Annotated in this window: 11 protein-coding genes; 4 read left to right on the top strand and 7 right to left on the bottom strand. The window is 69.9% G+C overall.

Annotated elements, in window-relative coordinates:
- Positions 1-38: 38 nt before the first annotated feature.
- From WME90_RS08520 to WME90_RS08530, 3 genes are all read left to right on the top strand, one after another.
- Complete coding sequence (locus tag WME90_RS08520) at positions 39-977, top strand: LysR substrate-binding domain-containing protein (RefSeq protein WP_437280582.1); 939 nt, start codon at positions 39-41, stop codon at positions 975-977.
- Between the two features lie 109 nt (positions 978-1,086).
- Entirely contained in the window at positions 1,087-3,024 is a 1,938-nt protein-coding gene (locus tag WME90_RS08525) for an RICIN domain-containing protein (protein WP_437280583.1), read from the top strand.
- A 684-nt stretch (positions 3,025-3,708) separates the two neighbouring features.
- The gene (locus WME90_RS08530; protein ID WP_437280584.1) at positions 3,709-4,872 is read left to right on the top strand and encodes a pyridoxal phosphate-dependent aminotransferase; all 1,164 of its coding nucleotides are present in this window, start codon (positions 3,709-3,711) and stop codon (positions 4,870-4,872) included.
- A 102-nt stretch (positions 4,873-4,974) separates the two neighbouring features.
- Here the strand turns inward: WME90_RS08530 and WME90_RS08535 are convergent, their stop codons facing one another.
- Positions 4,975-5,916, bottom strand: coding sequence for a LysR substrate-binding domain-containing protein (locus tag WME90_RS08535; RefSeq protein ID WP_437280585.1), 942 nt, complete (start codon positions 5,914-5,916; stop codon positions 4,975-4,977).
- Positions 5,917-6,174: 258 nt separating this feature from the next.
- On the opposite strand from WME90_RS08535, the gene WME90_RS08540 reads away from it, so the two are divergent.
- Positions 6,175-6,582 carry a RidA family protein gene (locus WME90_RS08540; RefSeq protein WP_437280586.1) on the top strand — a complete coding sequence of 136 codons (408 nt, stop codon included), beginning with the start codon at positions 6,175-6,177 and terminating at the stop codon, positions 6,580-6,582.
- Positions 6,583-6,758: 176 nt separating this feature from the next.
- On the opposite strand, the gene WME90_RS08545 is transcribed toward WME90_RS08540, so the two are convergent.
- The 6 genes from WME90_RS08545 to WME90_RS08570 form a co-directional block, all read right to left on the bottom strand.
- Complete coding sequence (locus WME90_RS08545; protein WP_437280587.1) at positions 6,759-7,232, bottom strand: hypothetical protein; 474 nt, start codon at positions 7,230-7,232, stop codon at positions 6,759-6,761.
- A 214-nt stretch (positions 7,233-7,446) separates the two neighbouring features.
- Entirely contained in the window at positions 7,447-8,343 is an 897-nt protein-coding gene (locus WME90_RS08550) for an ATP-grasp domain-containing protein (RefSeq protein WP_437280588.1), read from the bottom strand.
- A 449-nt stretch (positions 8,344-8,792) separates the two neighbouring features.
- On the bottom strand, positions 8,793-9,212 hold the full coding sequence (locus WME90_RS08555; RefSeq protein ID WP_437280589.1) for a hypothetical protein: 420 nt from the start codon (positions 9,210-9,212) through the stop codon (positions 8,793-8,795).
- 1,374 nt (positions 9,213-10,586) lie between these two features.
- Positions 10,587-12,053 (bottom strand): dihydrolipoamide acetyltransferase family protein, encoded by a 1,467-nt coding sequence (locus WME90_RS08560; protein WP_437280590.1) that lies wholly within the window; start codon positions 12,051-12,053, stop codon positions 10,587-10,589.
- A gap of 3 nt (positions 12,054-12,056) precedes the next feature.
- Positions 12,057-13,031, bottom strand: coding sequence for an alpha-ketoacid dehydrogenase subunit beta (locus tag WME90_RS08565; protein ID WP_437280591.1), 975 nt, complete (start codon positions 13,029-13,031; stop codon positions 12,057-12,059).
- Positions 13,032-13,188: 157 nt separating this feature from the next.
- Positions 13,189-14,376 (bottom strand): thiamine pyrophosphate-dependent dehydrogenase E1 component subunit alpha, encoded by a 1,188-nt coding sequence (locus WME90_RS08570; RefSeq protein WP_437280592.1) that lies wholly within the window; start codon positions 14,374-14,376, stop codon positions 13,189-13,191.
- Positions 14,377-14,498 lie beyond the last annotated feature (122 nt).

Genomic DNA, 14,498 nt, shown 5'->3' on the forward strand with positions numbered 1-14,498 from the left:
GAGCGCATTAGTGTGCCTGGCGGGAAGGAACTGTTGCCGTGGACGCACGAATCGATCTGGACCTGAACGACGCCGCGCTCCTCGTGCGTGTGGTCCGGACGCGCAGCTTCTCGGCCGCCGCCCGCGAGCGCGGCGTGCCGGTCTCCACGGTGAGCCGGCGCATCGCGCGGCTCGAGTCCGCGCTCGGTGTCCGGCTCCTCGAGCGGACCACGCGGCGGCTTCAGCTGACCGAGGCCGGGCGCGCGTACTTCGGCCACGCCGAGCGGGCGATCGACGACCTCTCGAGAGGCACGCATCAGGTTCGCGAGCTCCAGAGTGAGCCGCGCGGGCGCGTGCGGATCGTGGCGCCGATCGCCCTCGGCGCCGCGGTGGCGAGCGTCGTCTGCAGCTATCTCGCGAAGCATCCCCGCGTGTCGGTCGACCTCGAGATTGATTCGCGGCGGGTCGACCTCCTCGCCGGCAGCTTCGACATTGCGATCGTCCCGGGCCACGTGGAAGACACCACCGACTTCGTGGCGCGAGAGCTCTGGCGGGCGACGCGGAAGCTGCTGTACGCGAGCCCGTTCTACCTCGAGGCGCGGGGCGTTCCCCACCGCATCGAGGACCTCGCGCATCACGATTGCATCGCGATCCACGCGACGGACGGAATGGCCACGTGGACGTTCGGGCAGGGGCGCCGGAGGCGACGCGTCACCTTCGAGCCCCGCTTCTATGTGAGCGAGTCCTCCGCCGCCTACCGCGCGACGCTCGCGGGCGTCGGCATCGCGATGCTTCCGGAGGTGTTCTGCGCCGAGGACGTGGCGGCGAAGCGCCTCGTCCGCGTCCTCAAGGGCTACGAGGCCGAGGCCGGAGGTGTCAGCCTGCTCTATCGCTCGCATCGAGCCCTGACGGCCGCCGTCCGGACGTGTGTCGACCACCTCCTCGGGGAGCTGCCGGCGACCGATCCGGCGCGGGCCGGCCGCAGCCGCCGCGAGTAGGTGATCTCTGGCCAGCGCAAATTTGCGAAACCGATGCCGATGTCCTCCGTAACCGGACCTGACGGCTCGATCGCCTGCTTGGGCGAAGGAAGCCGCAAGGGAGGAGTCCATGATCCGTTCCAGAGTCGGCCTGGTGTTCTCGCTCTCGACGCTCGCCCTCGGGTTCTTGCAACAAGGTTGCGGGAGCGTCGACGTCGAGCCGCTCGATGAAGGCTCGTCGACGTCCGTGGCGCCCGCCGCGCGTACCGGCTTCATCGCCATGACCCCGATCTCCGCGGACAGGACCCCGGTCCTCCATCACCTCGCCGGTGAGCTCCAGGCGACGTCGGCGCAGAGCGCTCTGGACTCGCTCCGCGCCGGCGCCGCCGAGCGCAGCGACCTCCTTCGCCGAACGGGCGCGGTGATCGCCGACATGGACGAGCTCGGTGAGGCGGATCTCGCGACCTACCGGTCGCTGGTCGAGGCCGCGAGCGAGGCCGGGGTCCCGTTCGTCTTCGAGAATGCCCGCGACTCGGCGCGCATGGCCGCGGCGTTCGGCTACGGCGTCGCGGGCGACGTGGTGATCGTGGAGCCATCGCGCGGGGGAACGAAGTTCGATATCAAGCTCTACGGGAACATCGAGACGAAGGTGGTGAAGTCCCCCTCCGCCACGATCAAGGTGAGCCACGACGCCGCTACGTTGCCCGCCGAGGAGCTGGCGGCGCGCGCGGCGGACCGTGAGCTCGCCGGACAGGCCGCAGACGGCGCCACGCCCACAGCCGGTCCGTCACGCGAGGACGTCGCGGCGCAGGTGGCGGCGCGCATCCGCGCGCTCGCGACCGCGCCCGTCGTGCAGCCGTTCGCCCTCTCCGTCGCGAGCGCGGCCCCTCCAGGCACCTACCGCCAGTTCATCGTGAACGGCTCCGCGTGGTGGACCGTCCCCGGCACCTCGCAAGTCGCGACCTTGGATCTGAGCTACGAGGTCGAGCTCGTCGCTTCGACCACGCCCAACAACAAATTCATGGTCATCACCGGCGTGGGAGCGGGCGCAAACCCGGGGCCGCTGAACACGAACAGCAATTTCAATCGGGGCTATTACCAGCAGCAGCTGGACGTCAGGGTCGTGCCTGGCAGCACGGCGCTGAGCCCGTACGCCCACGTGCCGAGCTCCCCGAACGGGCAAAGCTCGTTCACGCGCTCCGTCGGCTGCAGCGTCGGCGCGCAGGGGGGCACCGACGCGGCAAGCGCCAGCTTCTCGTGCAGCTTCCAGGACAGCGCCACCGTGTCCTTGTCCGACTTCACCGCGATCGATCAGAGCACGGGGCTGACGTCGGCCTGGAGCTACCGGATGACCTCGGCGCAGGGCTATCCGTACTGGAACCCCGTAGACCTCGTCGACCAGTGGACCGGGACGCTCCACACGCTGCCGTTCCTGGCGGTCTCGACCCTCCAGCCGACGTATCAAACCGTCTATTCCGCGCCGAGCGCGTTCAACGGCAAGGTGCCGCTCTCCGTCGTGCATACCCAGGTGCTCCAAGGGATCTATGTCGACTGGAATTTCTTTTATGTGCAGGCGCACCCTCAAGGCTACTCTGTCTCCCCCAAGCTCGACACGACCGTGGACTTCGGGAGCGTGAGCAGCACCAACCCGGCGGTGACCTTCACCAACCAGAACAGCGGCCTCAACATGGACGTCTACTATTCGGAGACGACGCCGCTCTCGCCGATCATCCAGTGGCCTGCGACCGGCAACCCCAACCAGAGCTTCGAGCTCATCCCGACGGGAGACCCGGACGGGAGCGTGTTCATCAAGCCGAAGCACAGCGGGCTCTGCTTCGATATCTATTACTCTAGCCTCGAGGACGGCGCCGAGCTCATTCAATACACCTGCACGGGCAACCCCAACCAGAAGTTCGTCCTGCGGCCGGTGGGCGCTTATCGGTCGATCATGAACGTGAACAGCGAGAAGTGCCTGAGCGTCGAGGGCGCCAGCACCTCGGGCTATGCCCATATCGTTCAGGAGCCCTGCAACACGGCGCTCCCTGAACAGCTCTTCCTCCCGCGCTGAGGAGCGCGCGCCCCTTGCCACATCGGCCGGCGCTGCTGGTCGTGGCCGCGGTTACCAGCGCGGCCAGCGCTCACGGGCGCTCGGCGCTCCGCCCGCTGGGAGCGGCCCGCGAGCTCCCGGCGGCAGGCGACGGCTGCCCCGCCGCCGCCGCGCCCGTTCGCCAGCTCGATGTGCGCGCCGCCACCGCCGTCGGACCGAAGGTGCCCGGCGGCCCGATGGCGCTCCTCGGTGGCCGGTGCGCCCTCATCACGAGCACCGGCGGCGTGCGGCACGAGACCGCCCTGCCTCGGCCGCTGCGCGGGCTTCGCGCGCGACGCTTGTCCTGTTTCAGCAATCGAATTTCCTCTGCTGACAGCAAAGCTTCCGTGTTGTAAATGCCCGATGAGCCGTTCAGGATGATGGCTTTCACCTCGTCACCCCGAGATTCGATGCGATGTCCCCAGGGCCTTCCCGCAATCACCCTCATGGGCTCGACCCGATGAAGAGCAGTTTCTGTGCAGCTTCCTGCTGGAGCGTGGCCCACCGCAGCTTCACCCGATCCAGCAGGCCCGGACCCGGTGGGTGGGGGCGAGGGGAGGCGACGCGGCGCGGGGCGGTGGTGGTGCCGGCGGCGCGGGGGCCGGTGCCGACGGGCGCCGGCCGGGGTGGCGCGGCACGTGGTCGGTGCGGGGGGAGGGTGGCCGGGTGAGGATCAGCCGCCGCTCGCAGGTGCCGCCTTTCGCGGTCATGGAGGTGCTCGCCGCCGCCAACGCGCGGCGCGCGGCGGGCGAATCGGTCATCAGCCTGTGCGCGGGCCAGCCGGGCTCAGGGGCGCCCGCCGTCGTGCGCGAGCGGGCGGCCGCGCTCCTCGCTGAGGGCGACCTCGGGTACACAGAGGCGCTCGGCATCCCGGCGCTGCGCCGTGCGCTCGCGGAGCACTACGGCCGCTGGTACGGCGTGGACCTCGACCCGTCGAGCGTCGCCCTCACCACCGGGTCGTCGGGCGGGTTCCTGCTGGCGTTCCTCGCGGCGTTCGAGCCGGGGGACCGCGTGGCGCTCGCTCGCCCGGGCTACCCGGCGTACCGGAACATCCTTCGCTCCCTCGGCGTGGAGGTGGTCGAGCTGCCGTGCGGCCCGGCGAGCCGGTTCCAGCCGACGACGTCGCAGCTCATGGCCGCGCACGACGGCGGAAAGCTCGACGGCCTGATCCTGGCGAGCCCGGCGAACCCGACGGGCACGATGGTCGACGCCGCGGAGCTCGACGCGATGGCGCGCTGGTGCGCGGAGCACGGCGTCCGGCTTGTGAGCGACGAGATCTACCACGGCCTCACGTACGGCGCGTGGGCCGGGCGCCAGGCCACGGCGGCGCGCTACGGCGACGCGGGCGCCATCGTCGTCTCGAGCTTCTCGAAGTACTGGGCCATGACGGGCTGGCGCCTGGGGTGGCTCGTGCTCCCGCCGGATCTCGTCCCGACGGTCGACGCGCTGGCGGGGAACCTTGCGCTGTGCCCGCCCGCCCTGGCGCAGCACGCGGCGCTCGCGGCCCTGACCCCGGAGGCGTACGCCGAGGCGGACCGGCTGGTGGAGGGCTACGCGGCCGCGCGCGACCTGCTGTTGCGGAGGCTGCCCGAGCTCGGCTGGAAGGTCGCCCCGCCCGACGGCGCCTTCTATCTGTATGCCGACGTCGGCACGGACGACTCCGTCGCGTGGTGCGAGCGGCTGCTCGCCGACACGGGCGTGGCGCTCACGCCGGGCACCGACTTCGACGGCGCAGGCGGCGCGCGGTACGTCCGGCTGTCCTTCGCGGCCCCGGTCGAGCAGGTCGACGAGGCGGTGACGCGGATCGTCGCCTGGCAGCGCGCGGGTTGACCGATAAAGGATCTCTGGAGGTGCGTGAGGCGGCGACGCGGATCGTCGTCTGGCAGCGCGCGCGTCGACCGACGAGGGGTCTCAAGAGGAGCGCGAGGAGGCTCACGAGGCGGCGAGCGCCTCATTCGCCTTTCGCCGGCCCTCCGGCATGAGCACGGTGAGCGCCGTGTCGATGAACGCTCGCAGCTTCGCCTGCGTCTGCGCGCGGGCGGGAAAGTAGAGGAAGAACCCGGGCCCCGTCGGCGCATGGCGCTCGAGCGCTGTCGCCAGCGCCCCGCTCGCCAGATCCGCCGCGACGGCCAGATCGAACATGTACGCGAGCCCGAGCCCGTCGCGCGCGAGGGACACCGCCAGATTGGCGTCGTTCACCGTGAGCGTGCCGGGAGCGTGCACGGTGATCTCGCGCTGATCGCGCACGAACTCCCAGCGATAGAGCGCGGAGGTCTGGAATCGGTAGCGGATGCACGTGTGCGCGAGCAGATCCTCGGGTTCCTCCGGGCGGCCGTGGGCCGCGAAATACGCCGGCGCGCCGACCACGAGCCAGCGGAGATCCCGCGTGAGGCGCACGGCGGTCATGTCCTGGGCGAGGTCCTCGCCGAGCCGCACGCCGGCGTCGAAGCCGGCCTCGGCGAGATCGACCAAGGCGTCGTCCACCGAGATCTCGACGGCCACGTCGGGGTAAGTGCGGCGGAAGCGCGCGAGCACCGGCTCGATCACGAAGGGCACGGCCGTCCGAGGGACCGTGAGGCGGAGCAGACCCGCGGGCCGGCCGCGGAGCTCGTCGAGCGCCTCGAGCGCGGCGCCGATCTCACCGGCCGCCGGCGCGATGCGCTCATGCAGCCGCTCGCCGGCCTCGGTGAGCCCCACACGGCGGGTCGTGCGCGAGAACAGCGGGAGGCCGACGCGGCGTTCGAGCGCGCGGATCGCCTGGCTCACGGCGCCCGTGGTCACGCCGAGCTCCGCGGCGGCGGCGCGGAAGCTCCGGTGCCTCGCCACGGTGAGGAAGACGGTCAGACCCTCGAAGCGGTCCGTCGCGCGGTTCATGGCGCGATTGTATAGCAGCGCTCATCGGCCCGTTCCGCGCCGTGGGCCTACCGGTCGCGGCCGGGCGGGCGCATCTAGGCTGCACGCGGCGGGGCACGCCGCCCCGCGCGGGGAGAGGACGATCGTGCGCTTACCAGGGCGGCGCTTGCGTGCAGCACCGCTGGTTGACGGGTTGACCGGCGTGGCCGCCACGAGGGGCTCGACGGTCGGGTTGTTTGGGGAACGCGAGCCCACGGGCTCTTACGACAAGGAGACAGCATGGCCATCACCCTGGTGAACCCCAGCGGGTTGCCGAAGATCGAGGCGTACCGACAGGTGTCGATCGCCACCGGGTCGAAGCTCGTGTTCATCGCGGGCCAGGTCGCCTGGGATGCCGACGCGCGCACGGTCGGCGTGGGCGACTTCGCCGCTCAGGTCGAGCAGTGCTACCTCAACGTCGCCACCGCCCTGGCCGGGGTCGGCGGCTCCTTCAACGACGTGGCGAAGCTGACCATCTACGCCGTCGGCTGGACTCCCGACAAGATGCCCCTGCTGCTGGAGGGGATCGCTCGGGCGTCCGCGAAGCTGGGAGTCGTCCCGGTCCCGCCGGGCACGCTGCTGGGCATCAGCGCGCTCTCCGACCCGGAGCACCTGGTCGAGGTCGAGGCCACCGCGGTCCTCGACTGAGCGCAGGACGGCGCGGCGACCAGGGACGGGAGCCCGGAGGATAAGCTGGAGCGCCTCACGGCTGACTTCTGCGCCACCTCGCGCACGCGTCCGCGCCTCGGGGCGCCGCCCCGATTCGGCAGGACGACCGCCACGGCGCCAAGGCCGCCAAGAGGAGAGGGGAACGGGACTGCATGTCATCCGGCGGTTGTCCGCCGCGCTGGATGCCCTGCGGCCGCGAGCGCCGCTGCCGCCGCAAGCTTGTGTTTGGCCTGCCAAGGCGGCCCGATCGATCGACCCATCGCGTGCAGAAAAGCGTCTATGTCCTCGCGGCCGAGCACCGTTGCAGCGTCGCAAAACACGCGCTCGCGGTCGTACCAATGCACGGACCAGCCGCGCGCCTCGGCCGCGGTCGCGAGGGCCTCGCGATACATGACGGAGTCGGCGACGGTCTGCGCGCGGTTGTCGGCGATCCGCTCCTCGATCGTCGGTGGAAGCGTGGGGCACACGCGGATCGCGATGCTCGCGATCGGCACGGGCACCGCGGCGGCCAGCGCCTCGAGGCTCTCGCGCGCGCCGCGCGCAGCGGACGCCCGCACGCGCTCGACGAGCGCCACGGCGTCAGCGAGCGAGAGTTGTCGCGCTCCGGGGGTGTTCAGGTAACGGCCCACCGCCCACGACCCCTCGTGGTGATGTGGGTGCGTCGGCATGCCGCGCTGGGTGAGGTCGATGCGCCGGCGATCGAGGAGCTCGCCGTCCGGCGCGACAGTGACGAGCACCGCCGAGTTTCCGTGCTCGGCGACCCCGACGGCCGCGGTCCGCTGCGTTCGTCCTCTCACCATGTCCTTCTCCTTCGGGGGTACAACCGAGCGAGCAACCCAGCCCTCATGGAAGCGCTCCGCGAAGCCGTTCGTAAAGCTGCTTTGCTAAGCCGATGGCGGGTAGGCCGGCGACCTGCCCATCGCCGAGCTCGATGACCGTCCAGCGACCATCCTCGCGGAGGGCGACATCCATGGTGAAGAAGCGGCTCCGGACGCGGCTCGCCATGTGGTGCATCCAGTCGCTCGGGGGCGGCGCCGGTGGCGTGGCCAGGTCGCCCCAGTAGGGGTGGGTTAGGAGCAGCTCACCATCGAACCAGAACGTGCGCACCTCGGCGGCCAGAGGCATCGCGCTCCGCGGGTGACGACCGACGATCCGGAGCGGTACGTGCTCCCTGAAGACGAGGCCCTCGTTCAGGTCTTCCCCCTGGAGCTCGATGAACCGCCGGACCACCCTCTCGACGGCGGGTCGGTCCTCGGCGTTCGGGATAAAGCAGGCCTCGTTCCAGTAGTGCTTCTGAGACTTTACAAAGTCCTTGACGATGACCGGACCCGAGCCGAAAGGCTGCAGCCGCTCGAACACTTGGCTGAGCTCCACCGGTCCTTGCACCGGAAGCCACGTGGTCCGCGGCGTGTCTCCCTCGAGCGCGGGGTAGCTCTCCGGCAAGTGGTGGCAGAACCGATACGCGTCCGGGTCGTTCACCAGGGATGTTCCCCTTGCGGCGAGCGCCGCATGGAACGCTGCGTACTGCTGGACACGCATCATCCAGCCCCGGTAGACCGCTGTCGACGGCTCTGTCGGCACATGACGTACCGCCCCGGGAGCGTCGCCTTCCGACGCCCTGGTGTGGTCGATGAGGGCCGTGGAGAAGCCCGCGCCGTGGGCCGCGGTGTGCTCCTCGGCGAAATCGGCGTCGACCTCGCGAGGGCTGAACGGCTGACTACAAAAGAGGATCGTCGTCATGGAATGCGCCTAACTATCCATCGATGGGTCGACCGAAGCCGCCGGAGCAGGTCTGTCTAGAGGGTTGCCTTCTGTGACCTCCCCTACGAAAGGTCTCACGGATCGGCGCTGCGCAGCAAGGTCCAAGCGCTGTCCAGCGCCATGGGGTAGATCGTCTAACGTCGCACTGGTGCTGCGGTCGGGGGGGGACACCCACCGACCGCAGCACCAGTACATGCTTCGGCGTGTCTTCCAATCCCGAACCTCACGCGCAGGAACCCCGGGACCCAGCCGGGCTCCACGTCGCCGCTGCGGGCGTACGGTCGAGGCTGCGATGGCTCCGACGGGGCTCCTCCTGGAGCTTCGGCGCACGAGGCGCCTCTCTCGCCACGCCGCCCGCAGCGCCGCTGGGGCGCTGCGGGTGAGTGTCAGGCTCGAAGCCCGGTGCCGCTCACCGCGTGGTCCGCGTCCTAGAAGCCGAACCCCGAACAGCAGGGGAAGCAGGGGAAGCAGGGAAAGCCACAGGGGGGCCTGCGGAAGAAGTCGTCGCGATCGCAAGGGTGCCTGCAGAAGAAGTCGTCGCGATCGCAAGGGTGCCTGTTGAAGAAGTCGTCGCGATCGCACGGACACCTGTGGAAGCGGTCGTCGCGATCGCACGGGAACCTGTTGCGGTCCCATCCGTCGTTCCAGCCAAAGCCGAACTCACGCGGCGTCACCCCCGAGCGGCTCTCAGACGTATCGCTGTCACTCACGTTCGCCGTCGTCTCGTGGTCCAGCGCCTCGTCCACCTCGTCGAGGGCGACCTCTCCCGTCATCCCGTCGTTGTCTCCTCCCGTGTCGACGGCGCAACCCATCGTCTGAGCGATCGCCACGAACATGATCGTTACCATGGTGCTATGAACCGGTCGCATGTGTCCTCCCTGATGCCTTGCAGTCGCCTGTGGCTCAAGGCATCTCGATGACCGGTAGAGCAGGTCGTATGCCGGTCCCCCTCTGTGCGCTGGAGGGCTACCCGCGCGCGCATACAACAGCGCGTTGCTGGCGAGATGGCATTCGTTGGAGCCGCCAGAGTCGGGACTTTTGCGTAATCCATAAACTAACCCTGGCTCGCCGGAGCCGCGGGTGATCGAGATGGTTCCTCCGCCGCATGGATCCTTTTTGCGTTCAGAGAACGGTGGAAAATGCCCGTCCCGCACACATGCAGGGGGATCGGCAGCCTCGGCGCGCGTGATTCGCCGAGGTGACTCGCGCCTCCGTGTCGCTGCGCCGGTGGTCACCACATCGGCTGTCTCGTCCGGCGCGGTCGGGGCACGACCACGTATCAAGTCATGGACGGCGGAGAAGTGCCCCGGTGCGACCGACGGCGCCGTCCGCGGAGTACGTCGATGTCTGGTGCCGATGTGCGCGGCGTCCTCAGCCGCTGCGCATTTCTCGCATCGACGTGCCCAAGACAACCATGTTCATCGAGCCGTGTTGGATTGGTATGCCGGAGGCGCGACGAGCAGCGCTGCGGCGTAATCTCACGGTCCGAACGGGTACGCTCGCGTCGCTCGGCGGGGCCATCTCGGGCGGAGGCCCCCTCTCGAGGCCGTCCAGGATCGGATCGCGCCCGAGCAGGAACGTGGCTCCGTTCGTCGCCGCCGCTTGGTCCTGGACGCTCGCGATCTCCTCGACGAATGTCCTCCCCATCGCCGTCGCGACCTCCGCGCGAGACACAGCCAGAGCGCCGAACAGGTTGAAAGTTGTATGAATTCAATAAGTTGCGATGACCAACCGTTCTGCCGGGAAGCAAGCTCCAAGGGCAAGGAATGCGGGAAGGAGAGCAACCGCAAGGGCGCAAGGGGCGCCAGGGACCAGAGACGAGATATTTTCTTGCCTTCCCCTTGCGCCCCTCGCGCCCTTGCGGTTGCTCTTCCCTTCTGTTGATTTCCTCGCGACTCCAACGCGATTGGTGCTCTAGGCGCCGGATCTCGAATGGTAAAGAGAGCACCCGGTGTCTCACGGATGCCGCCGCCAGCACGCGATCGACGAGGTGGGCGCACGAGGTGCGCCGCCGTGCTCTACCTGTGCGCCGCGCACCAGAGCTCAGGGAGGCCGCGCCCCCTGCGGGAGAGGGCGACCAGGAGGTCCTGATCGCGCTCATCCAGATGGAACCGGAGAGAGCCGCGCGCGAAGACGGCGTAGCGCGGGTATCTGCGAAACGCGTGCTCCACATACCGAGGCAGCGGCCGACCGCGCGTGGGCGATCTCCGCGGCGCCTGTGCTCAGCTCATCTCCAGGAACAGCCGATCCGGATCCTCCAGGTACCCGATGATCTCGTAAGCGAACGCCGCCCCCACGTGGCCATCGATGATCCGGTGATCGAACGACAGCGACACCAGCATCACCTCGCCGATCACGATCTGCCCGTCGCGCACCACCGGCTTCTGCTTCATCTGGTGGATCCCGAGGATCGCGACCTCCGGGAAGTTCAATATCGGCGTCGCGAACAGCCCCCCTTGCTGGCCGAGCGACGTGATCGTGAACGTCGAGCCGCCGAGATCCTCCGGCTTCACCCGCCCCGACTTCGTGTCCTCGCTGAGCCGCGCGATCTCCTGCGCGATCTCCAGCACGCTCCGGCGATCCGCGTCGCGCACCACCGGCACGATGAGCCCGGCCTCGGTCGCGGACGCGATGCCGATATGATAGCTCTTCCTGACGACGATCTCCTGCGCGGCCTCGTCGAACGCGCTGTTCAACATCGGGTGCTTCTTGAGCGCCGCGACCACGGCCTTCACGAAGAAGGGCAGGAAGGTCAGCTTGACGCCCGCCTTCTCGGCCAGCGGGCGCAGGCGCGCGCGGCGCTCCTTCAGCGCCGACACGTCGCACTCCTCGACGAAGGTGAAGTGCGCCGCCGTGTGCTTCGACCGCGACATCGCCTCGAAGGTCCGCTTGCGCACGCCGCGCAGCGGGATGCGCTCGTCGCGAGGCGCCGAGGGCAACCCCCGGCCGCGCTCCACCTCGGGCCGGTCCGCCCCGTGCCCCCGCGCCTCGTCCAGCAGGCCGGGCCTCGCCGCCGCGCGCTCCCCTGCGTCCGCCACCCGCCTCGGCGCCGCCTCGGGCAACGCAGGGGCCGCCGCAGGCGCCGCCTCCTCGGGCGCCTCGAGCGCCCGCACGTCGTCCTTCGTCACGCGGCCCGCCGGGCCGGTCGGCGGCACGCGCCGCAGATCGACCCCGAGATCGCGCGCCAGCTTGCGCGTCGCCGGCGTCGCCAGCGGCTTCTCGTTGAAGTAGGCCGCCGCGCCCGCGCCCAGGCTGCCGTTCGCCCACGCAGACCGCGTCGGCGGCGCCAGGTTCATCCCCGGGAGGTCCTCCCGGATGTCGCCGACCGCCGTCGCCGCGGGCTCCGCAGGGCCGGCCTTCGGGGCCGCCGAGGGCCCACCGGGGCCGGCCTTCGCGGCCGCCTGGCGCATCCCCGACCCCGACGCAGGCGGCGGCGCCGCGGGCCGGTCGTCGAGGTCGAACACGACGAGCACCGAGTGGACCGGGACGATCCCGCCCACCTTGCCCCGCGTCTCCACGATCCGGCCCGAGCGCGGCGACGTGATCGTCACCGTCGCCTTGTCGGTCATCACCTCGACCATCGGCTGGTCCTCGGCGACCACGTCGCCCGGCGACACCAGCCAGCTCACGATCTCCCCCTCCGTGACGCCCTCGCCGATGTCCGGAAGCCTGAACTCGTACTTGCCCATGCGTCAGTACCTCGCCGTCTCCAGGATCGCCGGAAGGATACGATGCGACAGCGGGAGGTACTCGTTCTCGAGGGTGTAGGGGAACGGGGTGTCGAAGCCCGTCACCCTGAGCGGCGGCGCCTCTAGGTGGAGGAACGCCTTCTCGTTGACCAGCGCGACGAGCTCCGCCCCGAGGCCGCAGCTCTTCGGCGCCTCGTGCACCACGATGAACCGGCCCGTCCGCTTCACCGACTCGATCACCGTGTCGATGTCGAGCGGCCACAGCGTGCGCAGGTCGATCACCTCGCACTCGATGCCCTGCGCGGCCGCCTGGTTCGCCGCGTCGAGCGCCTCGTAGAGCATCGCGCCCCAGACCACGAGCGTCGCGTGCCAGCCCGGCCGGACCACCTTCGCCTGGCCGAGCGGGACCGTGTACTCGCCGTCGGGGACGTCGCCCTTCGCCGCGCGGTAGATGCGCTTCGGCTCGAAGAACAGCACCGGATCCGGATCCCGGATCGACGAGAGCAAGAGGCCCTTCGCGTCGGCCGGGTTCGACGGGCACACGACCTTCAGGCCCGCCACGTGGACGAACTGCGCCTCGGGCGACTGCGAGTGGTAGTGCCCGCCGCGGATGCCGCCGCCGAACGGCGTCCTGATGACCAGCTTCGACGGGTACTCGCCCCCCGAGCGGTAGCGGTACTTCGCCAGCTCGGACACGATCTGGTCGTACGCGGGGTAGATGAAGTCGGCGAACTGGATCTCCGGGACCGGCACGAGGCCGTACAGCGCCATCCCGATCGCCGTCCCCACGATCCCGCACTCCGAGAGCGGCGTGTCGATCACCCGGTCGTCCCCGAACTCGTCGAACAGGCCCTGGGTCACGCGGAACACGCCGCCGACCTTGCCGACATCCTCGCCGAGCACGACGACCCGCGAGTCCCGCCGCATCTCGTGGCGTAGGGCGTCGTTGATCGCTTGGACCATGTTCATCTGAGGCATGCGCTTTGTCTCCGTCTCTCGGCCTAAAGGTGGGGGTACAACCTCACCGGCGCCCCGGCTCCCCTGGGGTCCCCGCCGATCGCAGGCAGCGGCGCCACCCCCGCCGCGCCGCCGTCCGGCGAGCCGCCACGCAGGCCCCGCCGTCCACGCGTCCCAGCTAGTGGCCGTGGCCCTTGGGCCTGGGGCCCGCCTTGAGCTGCTCCCGCTGCTCCACGAGGTGCCAGGGCGGCTCCGCATAGACGTCCTCGAACATCGAGTCGAGCGGCGGCGGCGGGACCTTCTCCGAGGCCGCGATGCAGGCCTTGACCTCCGCGTCGAGCGCCGCCTCGATCTCGCGATCCTGCGCCTCCGTCCAGCCCTGGGTGCGCTCGAGGTGCTGCCGCAGCCGCGCGATCGGATCGAGCCGCCGCCACGGATCCAGCCAGGCGTCGGGGCGGTACGCCTTGGGGTCGTCGCTCGTCGAGTGGCCCGACAGGCGGTACGTCATCGCCTCGATGAGCGTCGCGCCCTCGCCGGCCGCCGCGCGCGCGATCGCGTCGCGCGTCACCTTCACCACGGCGAACACGTCGTTGCCGTCGACGCGCACCCCGGGGACGCCGTACGCGACGCCCTTGGCCGCGAACGTGTTGCTCGACGTCTGGCGCTCGGTCGGCACGCTGATCGCCCAACCGTTGTTCCGGCAGAAGAAGACGACCGGCACCTTGAACACGCCCGCGAAGTTCAGGCCGCTGTGGAAATCGGACGAGCTCGTCGCGCCGTCGCCGAAGTAGACGAGCGACGCCAGCTCGTCGCGCTTCAGCTTCGCGGCCCACGCGAAGCCGACGGCCTGCGTGATCTGCGTGCCGATGGGCGAGCTGACCGAGCCGAAGTGCCCCTCGCGGTAGGTGTAGTGGTCCGGCATCTGCCGCCCCTTCACCGTATCGTTCGCGTTGCCGAACATGTTGTCGATGTACCGCTGGAGCGGCAGCCCTCGCCAGAGCGCCGCCCCGAACTCGCGGTAGCAGGGGAACACCCAGTCCTGGGGCCGCGTCGCGAAGACGCTGCCGAGGACCGCAGCCTCCTCGCCGAGCGAGCCGATGTGGAACCCGATGCGCCCTTGGCGCTGCAGCGCCACGAGGCGCTCGTCGAGCTGGCGCACGCGCACCATGGTCTTGTAGAGGGCGATCACCTCCGACGGGTCGAGCTTCGGATCGTTGGCGGGATCGAGCGAGCCGTCGTCGCGCAGGACCTTGATCACGTCGTCGGCACACGTGTCGAGCGGGTGCCGGGCGACGGCAGCCTGCGGCTCCAGGCTTGCCCCTGAGACGTTCGGCGGGCGGTCGGTGGAGTACGTCGCGGTGCTCATCGGCTCGCGTGGACACTAACCAAAGGCGCTGCCCGAGACCAGTGCCGAGACGCGGCGTCCGCTCATTCGATTTACGCGTGACGTTGACGTGACGTTGACTCGTCGCAGCGATCGCGCTCGGG

This window comes from Sorangium sp. So ce375, from assembly GCF_051473855.1.
In the GTDB taxonomy this organism is placed as follows: Bacteria; Myxococcota_A; Polyangia; order Polyangiales; family Polyangiaceae; genus Sorangium.

Bases quoted from the DNA above. Each gene is read 5' to 3' on its own strand.
- WME90_RS08525 (WP_437280583.1), top strand. From the start codon at position 1,087: ATGATCCGTTCCAGAGTCGGCCTGGTGTTCTCGCTCTCGACGCTCGCC.
- WME90_RS08535 (WP_437280585.1), bottom strand. From the start codon at position 5,916: ATGAACCGCGCGACGGACCGCTTCGAGGGTCTGACCGTCTTCCTCACC.
- WME90_RS08540 (WP_437280586.1), top strand. From the start codon at position 6,175: ATGGCCATCACCCTGGTGAACCCCAGCGGGTTGCCGAAGATCGAGGCG.
- WME90_RS08550 (WP_437280588.1), bottom strand. From the start codon at position 8,343: ATGACGACGATCCTCTTTTGTAGTCAGCCGTTCAGCCCTCGCGAGGTC.
- WME90_RS08555 (WP_437280589.1), bottom strand. From the start codon at position 9,212: ATGGTAACGATCATGTTCGTGGCGATCGCTCAGACGATGGGTTGCGCC.
- WME90_RS08560 (WP_437280590.1), bottom strand. From the start codon at position 12,053: ATGGGCAAGTACGAGTTCAGGCTTCCGGACATCGGCGAGGGCGTCACG.
- WME90_RS08565 (WP_437280591.1), bottom strand. From the start codon at position 13,031: ATGCCTCAGATGAACATGGTCCAAGCGATCAACGACGCCCTACGCCAC.
- WME90_RS08570 (WP_437280592.1), bottom strand. From the start codon at position 14,376: ATGAGCACCGCGACGTACTCCACCGACCGCCCGCCGAACGTCTCAGGG.